Origin of the sequence: Dyadobacter sp. CECT 9275, from assembly GCF_907164905.1 — a bacterium.
Taxonomy (GTDB): Bacteria; Bacteroidota; Bacteroidia; order Cytophagales; family Spirosomataceae; genus Dyadobacter; species Dyadobacter helix.
Genome location: NZ_CAJRAF010000002.1, coordinates 2,507,322 through 2,522,326 on the forward strand (window position 1 = coordinate 2,507,322; position 15,005 = coordinate 2,522,326).

12 protein-coding genes are annotated in these 15,005 nt (G+C 46.8%); 5 read left to right on the forward strand and 7 right to left on the reverse strand.

Annotation, left to right across the window (positions count from 1 at the left end; genetic code table 11):
- The first annotated feature begins 54 nt into the window (after positions 1-54).
- On the forward strand, positions 55-1,050 hold the full coding sequence (locus KOE27_RS18120) for a GRP family sugar transporter (RefSeq protein WP_215240231.1): 996 nt from the start codon (positions 55-57) through the stop codon (positions 1,048-1,050).
- A gap of 150 nt (positions 1,051-1,200) precedes the next feature.
- On the opposite strand, the gene msrA is transcribed toward KOE27_RS18120, so the two are convergent.
- A complete protein-coding gene (gene msrA, locus KOE27_RS18125) occupies positions 1,201-1,692 on the reverse strand; it encodes a peptide-methionine (S)-S-oxide reductase MsrA (RefSeq protein ID WP_215240232.1) in 492 nt (163 codons plus the stop codon).
- A 196-nt stretch (positions 1,693-1,888) separates the two neighbouring features.
- Here msrA and KOE27_RS18130 point away from each other — a divergent pair, with 196 nt between their 5' ends.
- On the forward strand, positions 1,889-2,641 hold the full coding sequence (locus KOE27_RS18130) for a GDSL-type esterase/lipase family protein (RefSeq protein ID WP_215240233.1): 753 nt from the start codon (positions 1,889-1,891) through the stop codon (positions 2,639-2,641).
- Positions 2,642-2,676: 35 nt separating this feature from the next.
- On the opposite strand, the gene KOE27_RS18135 is transcribed toward KOE27_RS18130, so the two are convergent.
- The 4 genes from KOE27_RS18135 to KOE27_RS18150 form a co-directional block, all read right to left on the reverse strand.
- Positions 2,677-3,852 (reverse strand): glutathionylspermidine synthase family protein, encoded by a 1,176-nt coding sequence (locus KOE27_RS18135; RefSeq protein WP_215240234.1) that lies wholly within the window; start codon positions 3,850-3,852, stop codon positions 2,677-2,679.
- 78 nt (positions 3,853-3,930) lie between these two features.
- Positions 3,931-4,551 carry a hypothetical protein gene (locus KOE27_RS18140; protein WP_215240235.1) on the reverse strand — a complete coding sequence of 207 codons (621 nt, stop codon included), beginning with the start codon at positions 4,549-4,551 and terminating at the stop codon, positions 3,931-3,933.
- A 284-nt stretch (positions 4,552-4,835) separates the two neighbouring features.
- Positions 4,836-6,119, reverse strand: coding sequence for an aminotransferase class V-fold PLP-dependent enzyme (locus KOE27_RS18145; protein WP_215240236.1), 1,284 nt, complete (start codon positions 6,117-6,119; stop codon positions 4,836-4,838).
- Positions 6,120-6,188: 69 nt separating this feature from the next.
- Positions 6,189-6,938, reverse strand: coding sequence for a M23 family metallopeptidase (locus KOE27_RS18150; protein WP_215240237.1), 750 nt, complete (start codon positions 6,936-6,938; stop codon positions 6,189-6,191).
- Positions 6,939-7,101: 163 nt separating this feature from the next.
- On the opposite strand from KOE27_RS18150, the gene KOE27_RS18155 reads away from it, so the two are divergent.
- The 3 genes from KOE27_RS18155 (at position 7,102) to KOE27_RS18165 (ending at position 11,062) form a co-directional block, all read left to right on the forward strand.
- Entirely contained in the window at positions 7,102-8,073 is a 972-nt protein-coding gene (locus KOE27_RS18155) for an aldo/keto reductase (RefSeq protein WP_215240238.1), read from the forward strand.
- Between the two features lie 268 nt (positions 8,074-8,341).
- Positions 8,342-10,603: a TonB-dependent receptor gene (locus KOE27_RS18160; RefSeq protein ID WP_215240239.1), complete on the forward strand. Its 2,262-nt coding sequence runs from the start codon at positions 8,342-8,344 to the stop codon at positions 10,601-10,603.
- Positions 10,604-10,753: 150 nt separating this feature from the next.
- Positions 10,754-11,062 (forward strand): isoamylase early set domain-containing protein, encoded by a 309-nt coding sequence (locus tag KOE27_RS18165; RefSeq protein ID WP_215240240.1) that lies wholly within the window; start codon positions 10,754-10,756, stop codon positions 11,060-11,062.
- 201 nt (positions 11,063-11,263) lie between these two features.
- Here the strand turns inward: KOE27_RS18165 and KOE27_RS18170 are convergent, their stop codons facing one another.
- Together KOE27_RS18170 and KOE27_RS18175 are read right to left on the reverse strand one after the other, a co-directional pair.
- On the reverse strand, positions 11,264-12,190 hold the full coding sequence (locus KOE27_RS18170; protein WP_215240241.1) for a hydroxypyruvate isomerase family protein: 927 nt from the start codon (positions 12,188-12,190) through the stop codon (positions 11,264-11,266).
- Between the two features lie 77 nt (positions 12,191-12,267).
- A complete protein-coding gene (locus tag KOE27_RS18175; RefSeq protein ID WP_229252827.1) occupies positions 12,268-14,964 on the reverse strand; it encodes a PVC-type heme-binding CxxCH protein in 2,697 nt (898 codons plus the stop codon).
- Positions 14,965-15,005: the final 41 nt, after the last annotated feature.

Below are 15,005 nucleotides of genomic sequence, written 5' to 3' on the forward strand. Positions count from 1 at the left end.
CAGGCATAATATCTATCGGCAGCCATTGAAACAACCATCCTGAATCCCGAAAATATGATCATTATAGAAACTTATACCTCGGCCGTTATTTTCTGTATCCTTACCATGCTGGCCTGGGGTTCGTGGCCCAATACCCAAAAGCTGGTTACTAAAGACTGGCGTTTCGAGCTATTCTACTGGGATTTTGTTTTCGGGATTGCCGTGGTGGCTATCCTCGGGGCGCTGACCTTCGGCTCATGGGGGACGGAGGGCAGGGGATTTTTCGAGGATATCTCTCAGGCCGATGCAAAAAATATGCTGCTTGCTTCCCTGGGCGGAGTAGTTTTTAATATAGCCAATATACTCTTTGTGGCAGCCATTTCCATTGCCGGAATTTCCGTGGCATTTCCTGTCGGGGCTGGGGTTGGGCTGGTCCTGGGTGTAATGCTCAATTATTTATCCCAACCCGATGGAAACGGCACCTATCTTTTTTCCGGTGTATTTTTAATTGTGCTGGCCATTGTACTATCCGCAATGGCTTACAGAAAGATATCGCAAAATTCAGGCGTTGAACTGAAAGGCTTATTGCTGGCTGTTATTTCAGGAGTACTTTTCGGTGTTTTTTACCGGTTTATAGCCGCCTCCATGGCCACCAATTTCGTCATGCCCGAAGCCGGCCTGCTGGGGCCTTACAGTACCGTGGTATGTTTTGCTGCGGGTATTCTTTTCAGTAACCTGATCCTGAATCCGATCATCATGAAAAAACCTATCCAGGGTGAGCCTATTGCCTTCAGCAGGTATTGGAACACCATTTCCAGAAACCATTGGATGGGCTTGCTGGGCGGCGGAATCTGGGGCGCCGGGTTACTGTTCAGTATTTTGTCGAGTGAAAAAGCAGGATTTGCCGTTTCCTTCGGGCTCAGCCAGGGAAATGCTTTAATAGCTGCCTTGTGGGGCGTGCTGGTATGGAGGGAGTTTAAAGGGGCACCTGGAGTTAACAAAATACTATTCGGGATGTTTACCTGTTATGTTCTGGGGTTGATCCTGATTATTCTCTCCAAAGTGTATTAATGCAAATCAAAATTAGAGTTAATTGTTAGCCTTGTCGGTAATTATCAACAATGTCACTCAAAGCGCTTTGGAGCGCTTTGAGTGACATGAGAATACACGCTGCTTTCATCGTTCGCCCTGCGAACAGAGCGTACAACGTTACCCCGCACATTAGTTCAGTTTCCAGCCCGGCCTCTCAAAATGGCAGGTATATCCGCCCGGATGTTTTTGCAGATAATCCTGGTGTTCTGCTTCAGCATTCCAAAAGTCTGTTGCAGGCACTACTTCGGTTACGATCTTACCCGGCCATATACCAGAAGCTTCCATTTCTGCGATCAGTGCCTGTGCCACTTCCCGCTGATCTTCACCGATAAAAAAAATAGCAGAACGATATGACGTTCCTATGTCATTTCCCTGCCGGTTACGTGTGGTAGGATCGTGAATCTGGAAGAAATATTCGAGCAGTTTACGATAAGATAATTGTGCCGGGTCAAACACAATCTCAATGGCTTCTGCATGCGTACCATGATTGCGATAGGTGGCATTGGGAACGTCGCCGCCAGTATACCCCACCAACGTTGAAATTACACCCGGTTGATGTCTGATCAGTTCTTCCACCCCCCAGAAGCAACCACCTGCCAAAATGGCTTTTTCAGTAATCATATAGTTTCTATTTAGGTCGTAAAATATAGTACAAATTCTATGCCCTCAAATGATAAAAATCAATGCAATTGAACGTTTCTCCATAGCTGACAACAATCCCGCCAAACCACCTTAACAGAAAAAGACGCTGTCATAAAATATCAGAATAAACAATAGCGCGTAACTTAGCAGTATATTTCCACTCATACCTGCCCTGATGAAAAATAAACTGCTCAGCCTCTTTCTCATTTTGACAATTGCCTCTGCGGCAACCGCCCAGACAAAACCAGCCATTGTCTTCATTGGCAACAGTATCACCCAGGGAAAAGGCGGCCCCGGCGGCTTTCCTCCACCGACCCACGCCGTGAACTACCTGAAAGAACAAAAAGGCATCAATGACGTATTGTTTGCCAATGTCGGCAGAAGCGGGTCCACCACACTGGACTGGCTGCCTGGCAGTGGCAAGTACTTTATCCTTGCTTCCAAAGCCGCCGATAGTTTATATGCTCTGAAAGACCATCAGCTGATTTTCTCCATGAAACTGGGTACCAACGATAGTGCCATAGAAGGGCCTAACGGTTCGCCGGTATCCAAAGAAGCATACCGAAAGAATATGTTATCCATCATTTCGGAATTACTTACCCGATATCCCGGCAGCAAGGTGGTGGTGCATCATCCGATCTGGTATAGTACCAATACTTATAACAGGTCCAAATATCTCGCCGAAGGCCTGGAAAGGCTGCAGAGTTATATACCCGAGATAGATGCGCTGGTGTCGGACTACAGGACCACGGAGCCGGGAAGAGTTTTTAAAGGTGATACCAAAGCATTCAGGTATTTCAGAAAGCATTATATCAAATTATTCAAACCCGAAAATGGCCAGGCGGGAATATTTTATCTGCATCCCAACGAAGAAGGAGTGGCGGTTTTAGGTAAGTACTGGGGAAAGGCCATTTCGAAAGCTTTATAACATCCGCGGCACGGCGGATCGGCCGTGCCGCGGATTCAGCCCTCTACCAGATGCCCCACAAACTGGGCGGTATTATCCAGTATCCTGCCTCCCCTCCGGAATCCCAAACCACAGGGTTCCCCCGCATAGAATACTCCGGCCTGATAGAAAAAGTCATCCCCATCCCGAGGGAATTCAACATATTCCTGATAAATTCGGGCCTGATTTTCATACTCACCTTCAACAGCCGAGGATACTTCACCGCCTTTTTCAAGGATAGATACATTGGCTCCTTCCCTTCCCAGGATCACTTTGCTCACACATTTTTTATGGGGGATCGGATATCTTTCCGTCTGAAGAAGCAACGGGTGATAAGGGAATAGATCCCACAGGAATTTCAGAATATATTTGGACTGAAACAACAATGTATAGGCAGGATTAAGAATAACCGCTTTTCTGTTTTTAACGATGTCGGTCAGCAATTTGGCCAGCTCAGGCTCATCCTGCCCGATGTATTCCCAGGGTACCAGTTTGAACCAAAAGTCAAACCTTATGAAACTGCCATCCTCAGGATCCTGCTTAAAGATACCCTGCTCCGCCGAAAATTCCACGTCCTGGATATACGCAAAATCCGTATCAAATCCGGCCTCCTGTGCGGCCTCCGAAAGAACCGCAACGTTGGTATCGTCTTCGGGGTACCCTTCCATAGTAGTGAAAAGCAGGGAAGGCGTCAGATCCGGATTCACTTCCTTTAAATAACGAAACTGCCCCACCAGGGTTTCATAGAGCGTATTAAACTGCATGCTTTCATCCTGCCCGTTCATTTTTAGCTGCGCCCATTGTACCACAGCAGTTTCAGGGATACAGGTGGCGGTATCAGCATTAAACTCGATGAGCTTAACCTGCGCGTCATCCGTTCCACCGGCCAGATCAAAACGGCCGTAAAGATGAATATGCCGGTCATCCTCCCAGCTTAATTTAATAAGTTCAACAAGGTTTTCGGGTATACCCAGCTCTTTAAACAACTGGTGATCTATTACATATTGCCCAGCCTCTACAAACATCTCATAAAGTGTTTGTGCAGCCTGATCGTACTGTTCTGCCGCTTTATCCTTTACCACCACTACTTCACTGCGCACATAGGCTGAAGTATCCGTACCGACCATCCAGTCCCATCCCGCATTTTTTAGAGCCGGTTCGGGTGCTACCGGTAATTGTCTTAACTGAATCATGCTATTCTGAATTAATAACGGTGAGCCGCTCACCTGTTTGCCACTTCCCTCCTACCGGAAACAATCGTCCTTTATGGTCTACCCTCCGCTACGACCGAATGATCGCCCGAAAAAGCCGTTTCTTCCACTGGCAGGTCTTGTAGTTACAATCCGGGTCGACCGGGATGCGTTGATATCACGCACTGCTGTCTGCGATCTTCCGTATGCCCCCGGAGAGGCGTAAAATCCTCTGGATCTTTGTTCATCCTGCTGGCTGCGGTAATTGTTGATATACCCGTTTCCGGAGTTCCGGCCCAACAGGTAACCCATTCCTCCATATAAAAGCATACTGGAAAGACCGCTGTGGTGCCCGACATATGCATTATTATTCCTGATTTCATTATCAATCAAAGCCTTTGCAGCGCTGGTTGACAGGGAATCCGTATGGCCATCAAGGTAGGTTACAATGGCAACTGAGCTATCTGCCGAAACGGATTCCTCATCCATAATCTTAAATTCGCCCGGGCTCACTTCTTTAATATGCGAACGGATGCCTTTTGAATACGTGGTTTCTTCATAACTATACGCCGACTCATCCTCCTCATTGGATGAGCAGCCAGGTATCAAAACTGCACCGGACAGCAGGGTAAGGGTAAGTGCACTGCTCATACTGATATCCCTCACCTTTTTGATAAAAGAACCTTTTCGTAGTTGTGTCATTTTAAATTTGGTTTGAAGCAGAAGAATAAGTCAAAGATAACGGGTTCATACTGCTATGGTATAGCTGATTGGGTCAGATGGTTAAATTGGCCTGTCATTTCCAGCCGGTTATCGGATGGCCGGTTGGCAGCACGACCCTTAAAAATGTAAACAAGTAGTCCTTAATACTTTAACTTATCGCGAAGAATCAGTATTCATCAAAAGTATTTCCGTTTTGACAAATAAAAAACCTGCCGGCATTTACAGCAAAATACCGGCAGGCAGATATGGGCCAATAAAAGGTTTTAAACCTTCTTCGCAATTTTTTCCAAGGCACCCACGAATCTGTCCAGATCGCTCAGCTTGGTATAAACGTGAGGTGTAACCCGTACACACTGAACGCTCTCGTAGCTGATCCCCACGGTATGTATCTTAAAATCATTGAATAACTTGCTGTCCAGTTCGGTGGGTTTCAAACCTTCTATGCTCACACCCGCAATGGCGCAGGAATATTCGGGTTTCAGGGACGTATGGATTTTTACACCCGGAATTTGCAGAGCCTTTTCGGCCCAGTATTTTTTAAGATAATGGACACGTTCCTGTTTCCTTTTGGTACCAATACCCTCCTGAAAGTTAATTGCCTCGCCGATGGCCTGTTCAATACAGAAACTCCGGGTCCCCAGGGTTTCAAATTTGCGGATATCCGCACTGGTAGGTTCGTGGTTGCAAACCAGCGGCCAGATTTTGGCAATCTTATCTTTTTTAATCCACATCATGCCACTTCCCACAGGCGCGCTCAGGAACTTGTGAAGGCTGGTACCAAAGTAATCACACTCCAGATCGGGTATCTTAAAGTCAAGCAGCGCAAACGAATGAGCGCCATCCACAATTACCTCAATACCCCTGCGACGGGCCATTTGGCTAATTTTTTTCACCGGCATAATCTGCCCTACCCAGTTCACTATGTGGGTAATATGAATGATTTTGGTTTGAGGTGTGATGGCTTCTTCATAGGCCTTCACAATCTCATCATCATTTTCAATCGGGAAATCAAAAGATAACTGCTTGTACACAATCCCGTCGCGAAGCTGCCGCTGCCGCCACGCATTCATCATATTGGGATAGTCAAATTTTGTCCCGATCACTTCATCCCCTTTCTGTAAAGGCAGACCAAAAATAATGGTATTCAATGCCTCCGTAGCGTTTCTGTTGATGGCGATTTCCTCGGGATCACAACCTCCCAATGTAGCCAGGCGCTGCCGAAGCGGCTCACGCCCTTTGTCCATCACCCGCCACATATAATAGGAAGGTCCCTGAGCGGCAGTTTTGTTGTATACATCCAGGGCTTTCTGAACGGCCAGTGGCGAAGGAGAAACTCCCCCGTTATTCAGAATGAGTATTTCACTTTTGCTGGCCGTGTAGGCATCCTGAATAACCGACCAATACTGCTCATTATCTCCGGCTGGGTTCCAAAGCTTTTCTGCGGATTCAAAAGACTTGGCGTGGAGTTGGCTGAAGATGCTATCCGCTCCGAATGCTCCCATTCCCAAGACCGCACTCTTTTTTAAAAACGACCGGCGGTTGCTCATAAACAATTAGTTATAAATAGGTTAATAAGTGATTTATATATTCTAATCCAAAAGGTATCCTTCGATCCCTTATTCCTTCACGGCAGCCATCATCATCCAGTCATACGTATTCTGGGGCTCAGGAAGTCCTTCGGGTGTCAGTTTCAGAAACATCAGGTGCAGATGCGTCGGTGATCTTTTCTTGTAGGCATTATACCCCGAACGCCCCATTTCAGCAATTTTATCGCCCGCATTCACCCATTGTCCGGGCTGCACTTCCACAACATTGTTATGGGCATAATAAAACAGCCCGTCCAGACATGGATCATAAATCCATATCCAGTTGCCTCCACGCCTGTCGCTGTCATACTGCCAGTCTTTCTCCACCGCAAGTACCACGCCAGAGGTAAAAGCCAGTATATCAACCGGTTTCCAGGTTCGGTCGTCGATCTGGTCTTTATCCTTATCCCTGATAAAAATATCATGGGCAGGATGGCTTCCCTTCACTTCCATATCAAACAGATCGAAGCCATCGGGCCGATACCCCCTGCCCCTCCCTCCGATGGATTCAGCCGGGAGATAACACCTTACAGGAAAAACGAAATAAGTTGAGTCGATACTTCGGCAGGAATCACGCGCGAAGACCGCCCGTAAATTTTTCATATTTTCCTGAAAAGCGCGCGTAGCACTATCAGGACTGATAACACAATCCCGCACATCCACCTGTATCTGCCGAAAAACATTGCAGTATTCCAGTAACTTTGCAGAAGGCAAAGATTCGTTGGTCCAGCCGGATGTGATGATGATTAGTAATATACCGGTGACCCTCTTGATCGTCATTCGTGCTAACTCTTTCTTCGCCACTACCCTGTTAAATCTGTATCTTGAAATATAATTTGGCAAATCATACAACTAAGGTAATAGATACTAACAAAAGTATATCTTAAACATTAAAAATGTTTCACCGTTTTCTTTCATTGTAAAACACTAAACGATTACTAAAATGCAATATCGTCGATTTGGACGTACTGGCTGGGAGGTCAGCGAAATAGGTTACGGCATGTGGGGACTGGCAGGATGGAGTGGCTCCGATCGTAAAGAAACGGACGATTCTCTGGATCTGGCTGTGGAATCCGGCGTTAATTTCTTTGATACAGCCTGGGGCTACGGAGAGGGCCTCAGCGAACGTATCCTGGGAGACCTGATCCGCCGTAACGCTGGCAAAAAAATATATGCCGCGACCAAAATTCCACCCAAAAATCGTCAGTGGCCATCCCGCCCCGAATTTACGCTGGACGAAGTCTTCCCGGCTGACTATATTGTGGAGTATACTGAAAAGAGCCTGCATAATCTTGGTCTGGAGCAGATAGACCTTCTTCAGTTCCATGTCTGGGAGGATACCTGGGCAGAACGTGATGAGTGGAAAGAGGCCATTCAAAAACTTACCCGTGAAGGAAAAGTGGCCCGCTGGGGGATCAGTATCAACCGCTGGGAACCAGGAAACGCCCTGAAAACGCTTGAAACAGGATGTATTGATGCCGTTCAGGTTATTTACAATATTTTCGATCAGGCTCCGGAAGATAATCTGTTCCCATTGTGCCGGAAAATGGATATCGGAGTGATCGCCCGTGTGCCATTTGACGAAGGTACACTCACGGGCACGCTTACCAAAGAAACGACATTTCCGGTTGACGACTGGCGTTCCACGTATTTTGTACCCGAAAATCTGGATTCGAGCGTAGATCATGCGGAAGCATTACGGGAAGATATCCCGGCCGGAATGACCATGCCGGAACTTGCGCTACGTTTTATCCTGAACAATCCTGATGTACATACCACCATTCCCGGAATGCGAAAGCTACCGCATGTACGTGCCAATGTGGCAGTGAGCGACGGCACAAGACTGGACCAGGCACTGGCCGACAGGCTAAAACACCATCGCTGGGACCGTTCTCCGACGGAGTGGTCGCAATAGCCCTGATTGAAAAACCTGCCCGGTTACCTAAAACCGGCAGGTTTTTCAAAAGTCCTGTTTCAACGCCGTTTCCGCCTGCTCCATTCCCGTAACTTGTTTACCTAACCGGCCCGTTACACCTGCTTCCAGCCATCTGAGAATTTCAAACAATTTGAAGTAAAACATATTTTTATTGCAACAATGTTGCATATTTTTATTTATCAAATAATGTTTTTAGATTTGTCTAAATATTTATTCCGATGCAATAAAATATTAATTTTGATACCCTATGAAACCACTCATACCATTATTATTCTGTTTGTTAGCACTCAACGTTCGAGCACAATTTAAGTTATCGGGCAAAATCACCTTGGAAGAAAAAAACGAAGCTGCTTTTGGAGCAGCGGTTTTCATCAACGAGCTCAACATGGGAACTACCGCTGACACGGCGGGACATTACACCATCACTGCCATCCCCAAGGGGATTTATACGTTGCGTATATCCTATGTATCTCTGCCGACCATCATTGAAAAAAAAGTGCTGATTGACCATAACCTGGTGCGCGATTTTACAATGAAAGCAGGGGGGAATGCATTGGAAGAAGTGGTTGTGACAGGAACCATGAAGGAGGTTTCCAAGCTGGACAGCCCCGTTCCGGTTGACGTCATTACGGCAAAATTCATTTACAAAAATCCGGTTCCAAGTATATTTGACGGGCTAAGTTATGTGAACGGTGTGAGGCCGCAGCTGAACTGTAATGTGTGCAACACGGGTGACATTCACATAAACGGCCTTGAAGGGCCATATACCATGGTACTCATAGACGGTATGCCCATGGTAAGTGGCTTGTCAACGGTTTACGGCCTGTCGGGTATCCCCAACAGCCTTATTGACCGGGTGGAGATTGTGAAAGGCCCGGCTTCAACGCTATACGGCTCCGAGGCCGTGGGCGGACTTATCAATATCATCACCAAAAATCCATCTAAAGCGCCTGCTTTCTCCGCAGATGCTTTCAGTACCACCTGGCGGGATTTTAATGTGGATCTCGGCCTGAAACTAACAGCTGGATCCAAAACAACAGCGCTGATCGGGATAAACTATTTCAATTACCAGAACCCTATCGATCATAACCGTGACGGCTTCACGGATCTTACCCTTCAGAACCGTATTTCTGTGTTTAACAAATGGTCGTTTTCCCGAAAAAACAATAAGACAGCCAACATTGCCGCACGCTATTATTATGAAGACCGCTGGGGCGGAGACATGAAATGGAACAAAAGTTTCCGGGGGGGCGATGCGTTGTACGGCGAAAGTATCTATACTAAACGGTTTGAGCTCATGGGCAACTATGACCTGCCGACACAAGAAAAGCTCACGTTACAATACTCTTTCAGCAGCCACGACCAGAATTCCGTATATGGGACCGTTCCTTTCCTGGCCGACCAGAAAATTGCATTTGCGCAGCTATTATGGGACAAAGTAGCCGGCAAGCACAGTCTGCTTTTCGGTACACCATTCAGGTATACCTTTTACAACGATAACACCACAGCTACCAAATATGTGGACGGCCGCGATCATGCGGACAAAATATTTTTACCCGGAATTTTTGTACAGGATGAAATTTCGATGGGTATTCACAAAATTTTGCTGGGAGCCCGGTACGACTACAACAGCCGCCACGGCAGTATTTTCACTCCACGGGCAGCGTACAAGGTAAAGCTGAACCAGACAGACGTGATCAGGCTCAATTTTGGGCGAGGTTTCAGGATCGTGAACCTGTTCACGGAAGATCATGCTGCACTCACAGGCTCACGCCAGGTAATTGTGAAGGAGGCCCTGAAACCGGAACAAAGCTGGAACGCCAATCTGAATGTGGTGAAAAAAATTGTTACCGGAAACTCCTTCGTCGGATTCGACGCATCTGTTTTTTATACTTATTTCACCAACCGGATTCTGCCCGATTATGACACAAATCCCAACCAGATTATTTATGACAACCTGGACGGATACGCAGTTTCAAAAGGGATATCACTCAACCTGGATTTCAATTTTGCATTTCCATTAAAAGTAATAGCCGGAGGTACCGTCATGGACAATTACCAGTATGAAAACGGGAAACGGTTCAGGCCGGTGCTGACCGAAAAAGTAACTGCGGTGTGGTCTGTTTCGTATGAAATTCAAAAAGCAGGCCTGTCCTTTGACTATACAGGCAATTTGTATGGCCCCATGCGCCTGCCATTGCTGAGCGAAGACGATCCGAGAGCGGGCACATCGCCGGTCTGGTCTCTGCAGAACATCCAGATTACCAAGAAGTTTCGTAACGGTCTCGAGATCTATGGAGGAATAAAAAACCTGCTGAATTTCACACCTCCGGCCAATTCCATTGCCCGCTCGCATGACCCGTTCGACAAGAATGTAAAGTTTGATGATGCCGGGCAGGTCATTGCCACACCCGACAATCCTTACAGACTTACCTTTGACCCGTCCTATGTTTATGCCCCCAACCAGGGCCTGAGGGGATTTGCAGGATTACGGTATACCCTGCATTAAAATGCCTTTAAAATTGTACATAAAGCTGTTTTTCAAAGTAATTGATATAACTATTCAAAGACACAACCCATTTATTATACTGATAGTCATTGCTTTGTATAATCCTAGATTGTATCTTTGTAGCATCAATCAAACAACACTACAAAAGTTATGGCATTAACTAAACAGTTCGTGAAAAGCAAATCCCTTTACAAGGTTACTTTTACCGTGCCAGCCGAAGCAGCAGCTGAAACAAAAAAAGTATCTCTTCTGGGAGAATTTAATGGCTGGAATCCTGAGGAAGCCATTGCACTTAAAAAGCAGAAAGACGGCTCGTTCAAAGGCAGTCTTGAACTTGCGGCAGGTGAATATCAGTTCCGTTATCTGCTGGATAACGAGAAATGGGAAAACGACTGGGAGGCAGACAAGTACGTTCCGGCAGGCGTTGACGCAGCAGAAAATTCAGTTGTAGTATTATGATTAGCTGTTAGCTGTTAGCTGTTAGCTGTTAGCTGTTAGCTGTTAGCTGTTAGCTGTTAGCTGTTAGCTGTTAGCTGTTAGCTGTTAGCTGTTAAGAGAAACGACCGGTGGGAATAACCTACCGGTCGTTTCTGTTTTATTTTTTCATATTACCATCGTTTCGGAAGTCTTCTGTACTATCCTGCTTCGAAACTTGTGTTCTCAGATATCAAAGCTGTCACTTTCTACATACGCTTTGATCAGAGCTTCTTCGCCTTCTTTTCCCTGCTTGTAATTGCCGTGTTCCATTCCCATGATGAAACTTCTCCCTTCCTTTTTACTGCGATCGTAGATATACTTAAAAACATTTTTGTAATTGATTTCACCCGTAGTAGGTTCCTTTCTGCCCGGTTCATCGCCAATCTGGAAGTAATCTATCTCGCTCCAGGTTTTCTCAATATTATAAATCAGCCTTCCCTCATTTTTCTGCATATGATAAATATCGTACAGAATTTTACAGGATTTGCTGTTCACTCCCCGGCATATCTCGTAGGTCTGGTCGGAGGTTCTCAGAAAAAGATTCGGAGTATCACTCAAAGGTTCAAGTACCATCACCAGACCGTGCGGTTCCAGTATTTCGGCACCCCGGCGTAGGGCATCAATCACATGACCAGTTTGTACACCGATGGGCAGGCTTCTGTCAAAATCACCCGGAACCACCGTCATCCACTTGGCGTTCACACGTTTGGCTACTTCCACTGCTCTTTTACAACCGCTCAGGAAGATATCTATATTTTCCTTTTTGCCGGAAGCCAGCGTATTGGCACCATTTCCACCCTTATCCACTACAAAAACTCCCATTTCCATACCCAAGCGAGACATTTCCCTGGCAATTTTTTCCTGTTCCTCAACTGGCCTCCCCATCATACCATTGTCTTCAATAGCCATAAAACCCTGATCGGCCATAAATTTCAGCTGATCAATGAGGTCCTTTCCCGCACTGTTGGCAAACATCCCGAAATGGGAGGCATATTTTAATTTAAATTTATTTTTAGCAAAAGCAGCTGACGGAGAAGCGAATGATTCTCCCGCCATCAGTGCTGCACCAGCTAAACCGAGTGTAGACTTAACAAAATTCCTGCGGAGCATATTGATGATCGTTATAGTTTCTGTGATGTAAAGAAATGATACGCTAAAATATACCGGAAATCAACTTAAAAGTTATCTCATACCCCTCTTCTACGTCGTTTTTTACCCTTTTGTTTGGTTTCCTCAACGGGTGTTACTTCGGCCTTTTCTTCGGCAGGTTTGGGGAAATAAGGAGCCAATTCCTTTTTGATCTCCTCGCGGAATGCATTTTTGACACCTTCCAATGCCGCCTTTTTTAAATTGTCATCCAGCTGATCATTTTTCAACAGCTTCACCACTGCTTCCTCTCCCGGCCAGCTGGCACCCAGATACCTGACCGCATCTTCACGTACACTGGCCGGTTCGGCCGAATTTAGCGCTATTGCCCTGAGAATATAAATTGATTCAGCAGAGCCAGCCGTTTGTATAGAGGCCAGTAAAGCTGATTTTTTATCATTTCCAAGCGTTCCCAGCTTGTCGGTGATATAGGTAACACCAGCCTGCTCAAGGAGTAAAGCACCCGCATCACGGCCAATCACATCATTGGATTTGGAAATAGCAAGCTGAAATAACCGGTTGGTTTCCGTTGCGGGCTCGTACCTTTTAACCAGATCTATGTAATCGGATGTTCCATAGGTTTCGTCCATCAGGGCGTTGAGGGCACTCAGTCCCTGCTGCGAATTGGCAACGTAAGATTTATCCAGGTGTAAAAGCGCCAGCTTGCTAACGGCCACACGGTCCGACGAACGCACCTTGGTTACATTCAGCAATGCCTGCGATTTCTCATATCCTGCATTGAAAAAATCGAAGGCCCGGAAATACCGCAACCGGCTTTTGAAACTCACGGTGGTGTCGGCTGCCAGCTCTTCCAGAAAGGGAATGGCCTTGCGGGTTCGGGCCAGCCAGATAATATCCTTCCCTGCTGCTGTGGCGCCAGGCCGGGAACCGGCCTTTTCAAGCCAGGCCGGGAAAATCCTTTCCCACTGGCCGATCGCCCCGATGCTCAGCGCTTCCACAGACCAGCGGTCGTTTCCGGGATACTGTCTGGCAAGCCAAAGCCATACGTCCAGCGCCTCGTAGGTATGATTATGATTAATAGCCAGAGCTGCCTCCCTCCGCACCTGGGGATTGGGATCTGAAGAGAGCCGTTTGATATATTCTATCGGATCACTGTTCCGCTGACGAACCGCCCGTAAGGTGGTTATTCTCAGGTTTGGGTTCAACTCTCTGAATCCGATATCCAGGTTCCGGCTATTAAAGCCTTCAATCTTATTGAGCACCCATAGCGCCCTCGCCCTGAGCTTGGGATTGGCATTGTATTGTCTGAATAATGCTTCCAGCATAGGCTCAGCGTTCCAGCCGTGTTTTACACATGCATTCCAGGCCAGATACCGCATCGAAAGGTTGGGACTTTGCAGTGCTTTTACAGCCTGTTCAGGTATAGTTAAATCATATACCGGAATTTTATACAGGGTATCCTTGGGCGCAATACGGAATATTCGACCGCGTCCTCTATCCTTCATTCTATTGGAACCTATCACAGGATCATACCAGTCGGAAACGATTAATGAGCCATCAGGAGCCACACAAACATCCGTCGGCCTGAACCACTTATCCCGTTTTCCATCAACAATCGGAAGTATCCCGGTTGACTTGTAACCTGCACCGTCATTCACAACCGGATATGCTCTGACGCTGTTATGCCCTGCGTCTGCCACAATCACTTGGTCCCAGAAGCGGCGGGGAAGCAATTCCCCTTCATACACTGTGGCACCCATCGGAAATCCGGAACCCGTTTCAAGCAAGTTGGGCACCACGCCCGGGTCGTTCTGATGCCAGTGCCTGCGCGGAATCTCATCCTCCAGATTGGTCCTGTTTACCCGCCAGCTATTGCCATTCATTTCGTCTATATATCCGAAATTACCATTCTCCATGACATAGGATACCCGGTCTCCTTCATTACCCGGCTCTTCCTGATCGGCCTGCCACATGGTACCGTAGCTATCCACAGCAACTTCAAAAGCATTATGAAAATTTTCGGCCAGTATCTCCACATTCCGGAACTCCTGGTCGCAGCGAAAAACAACTCCCTGACGGTACTGACGGAAGTTAATCGGCCTTTCGTATTTGTCCAGCAATGGCCGGTCCCTCCCGTCGACCAGTTGACGGCCTGCATTTCCGTAATTAAAATAAAACTTACCGTCGGGCCCGAAAACAAAGGAGTGCACCCCGGCATCGTGCTGGGTACCTCCTATCCCTTTGAAAAGAATTTCCTTGTCATCCGCAACATCGTCTCCATTGGTATCTGTAAAGAGCCATACATAAGGACTCTGAGAAACAATGGCTTTGTTTCCCATCACCCAAATGCCTAGCGGGGCGTTCAGCTCAGGTCCCTGGTAAAATACCTTGGTAACGTCAGAGACGCCATCACCGTTTTTATCCTCCATAATCACAATCCTGTCACCAACACCCAGTTCCGATTTCCCGTTTACTGCCGGGCGATAGTTATAAGATTCCAGCGCCCAGACACGTCCACGATGGTCCACATCAATATTAATGGGATTAATGACGTCGGGTTCTGCCGCAAATAACCTGGCCTCCAGGCCATCTGGTAATTCAAGGCCTGAAACAGCATTTCTTGCAAAACGCTTTTCTCCTTCGGAAAGTCTGGCGTAAATACTGTCGGGATGGATAACTTTTACGGAATCAACCGTTTGTGCAGAACTGAAAAAATTCAGGAGCAGCGAGATAGAAGAACTAAAAAAAAGAACCTTGGGAAGATGAAATTGTTTCAAAACGTACCTTTAATATACCAACAGCCAGAACCGAAAAACGT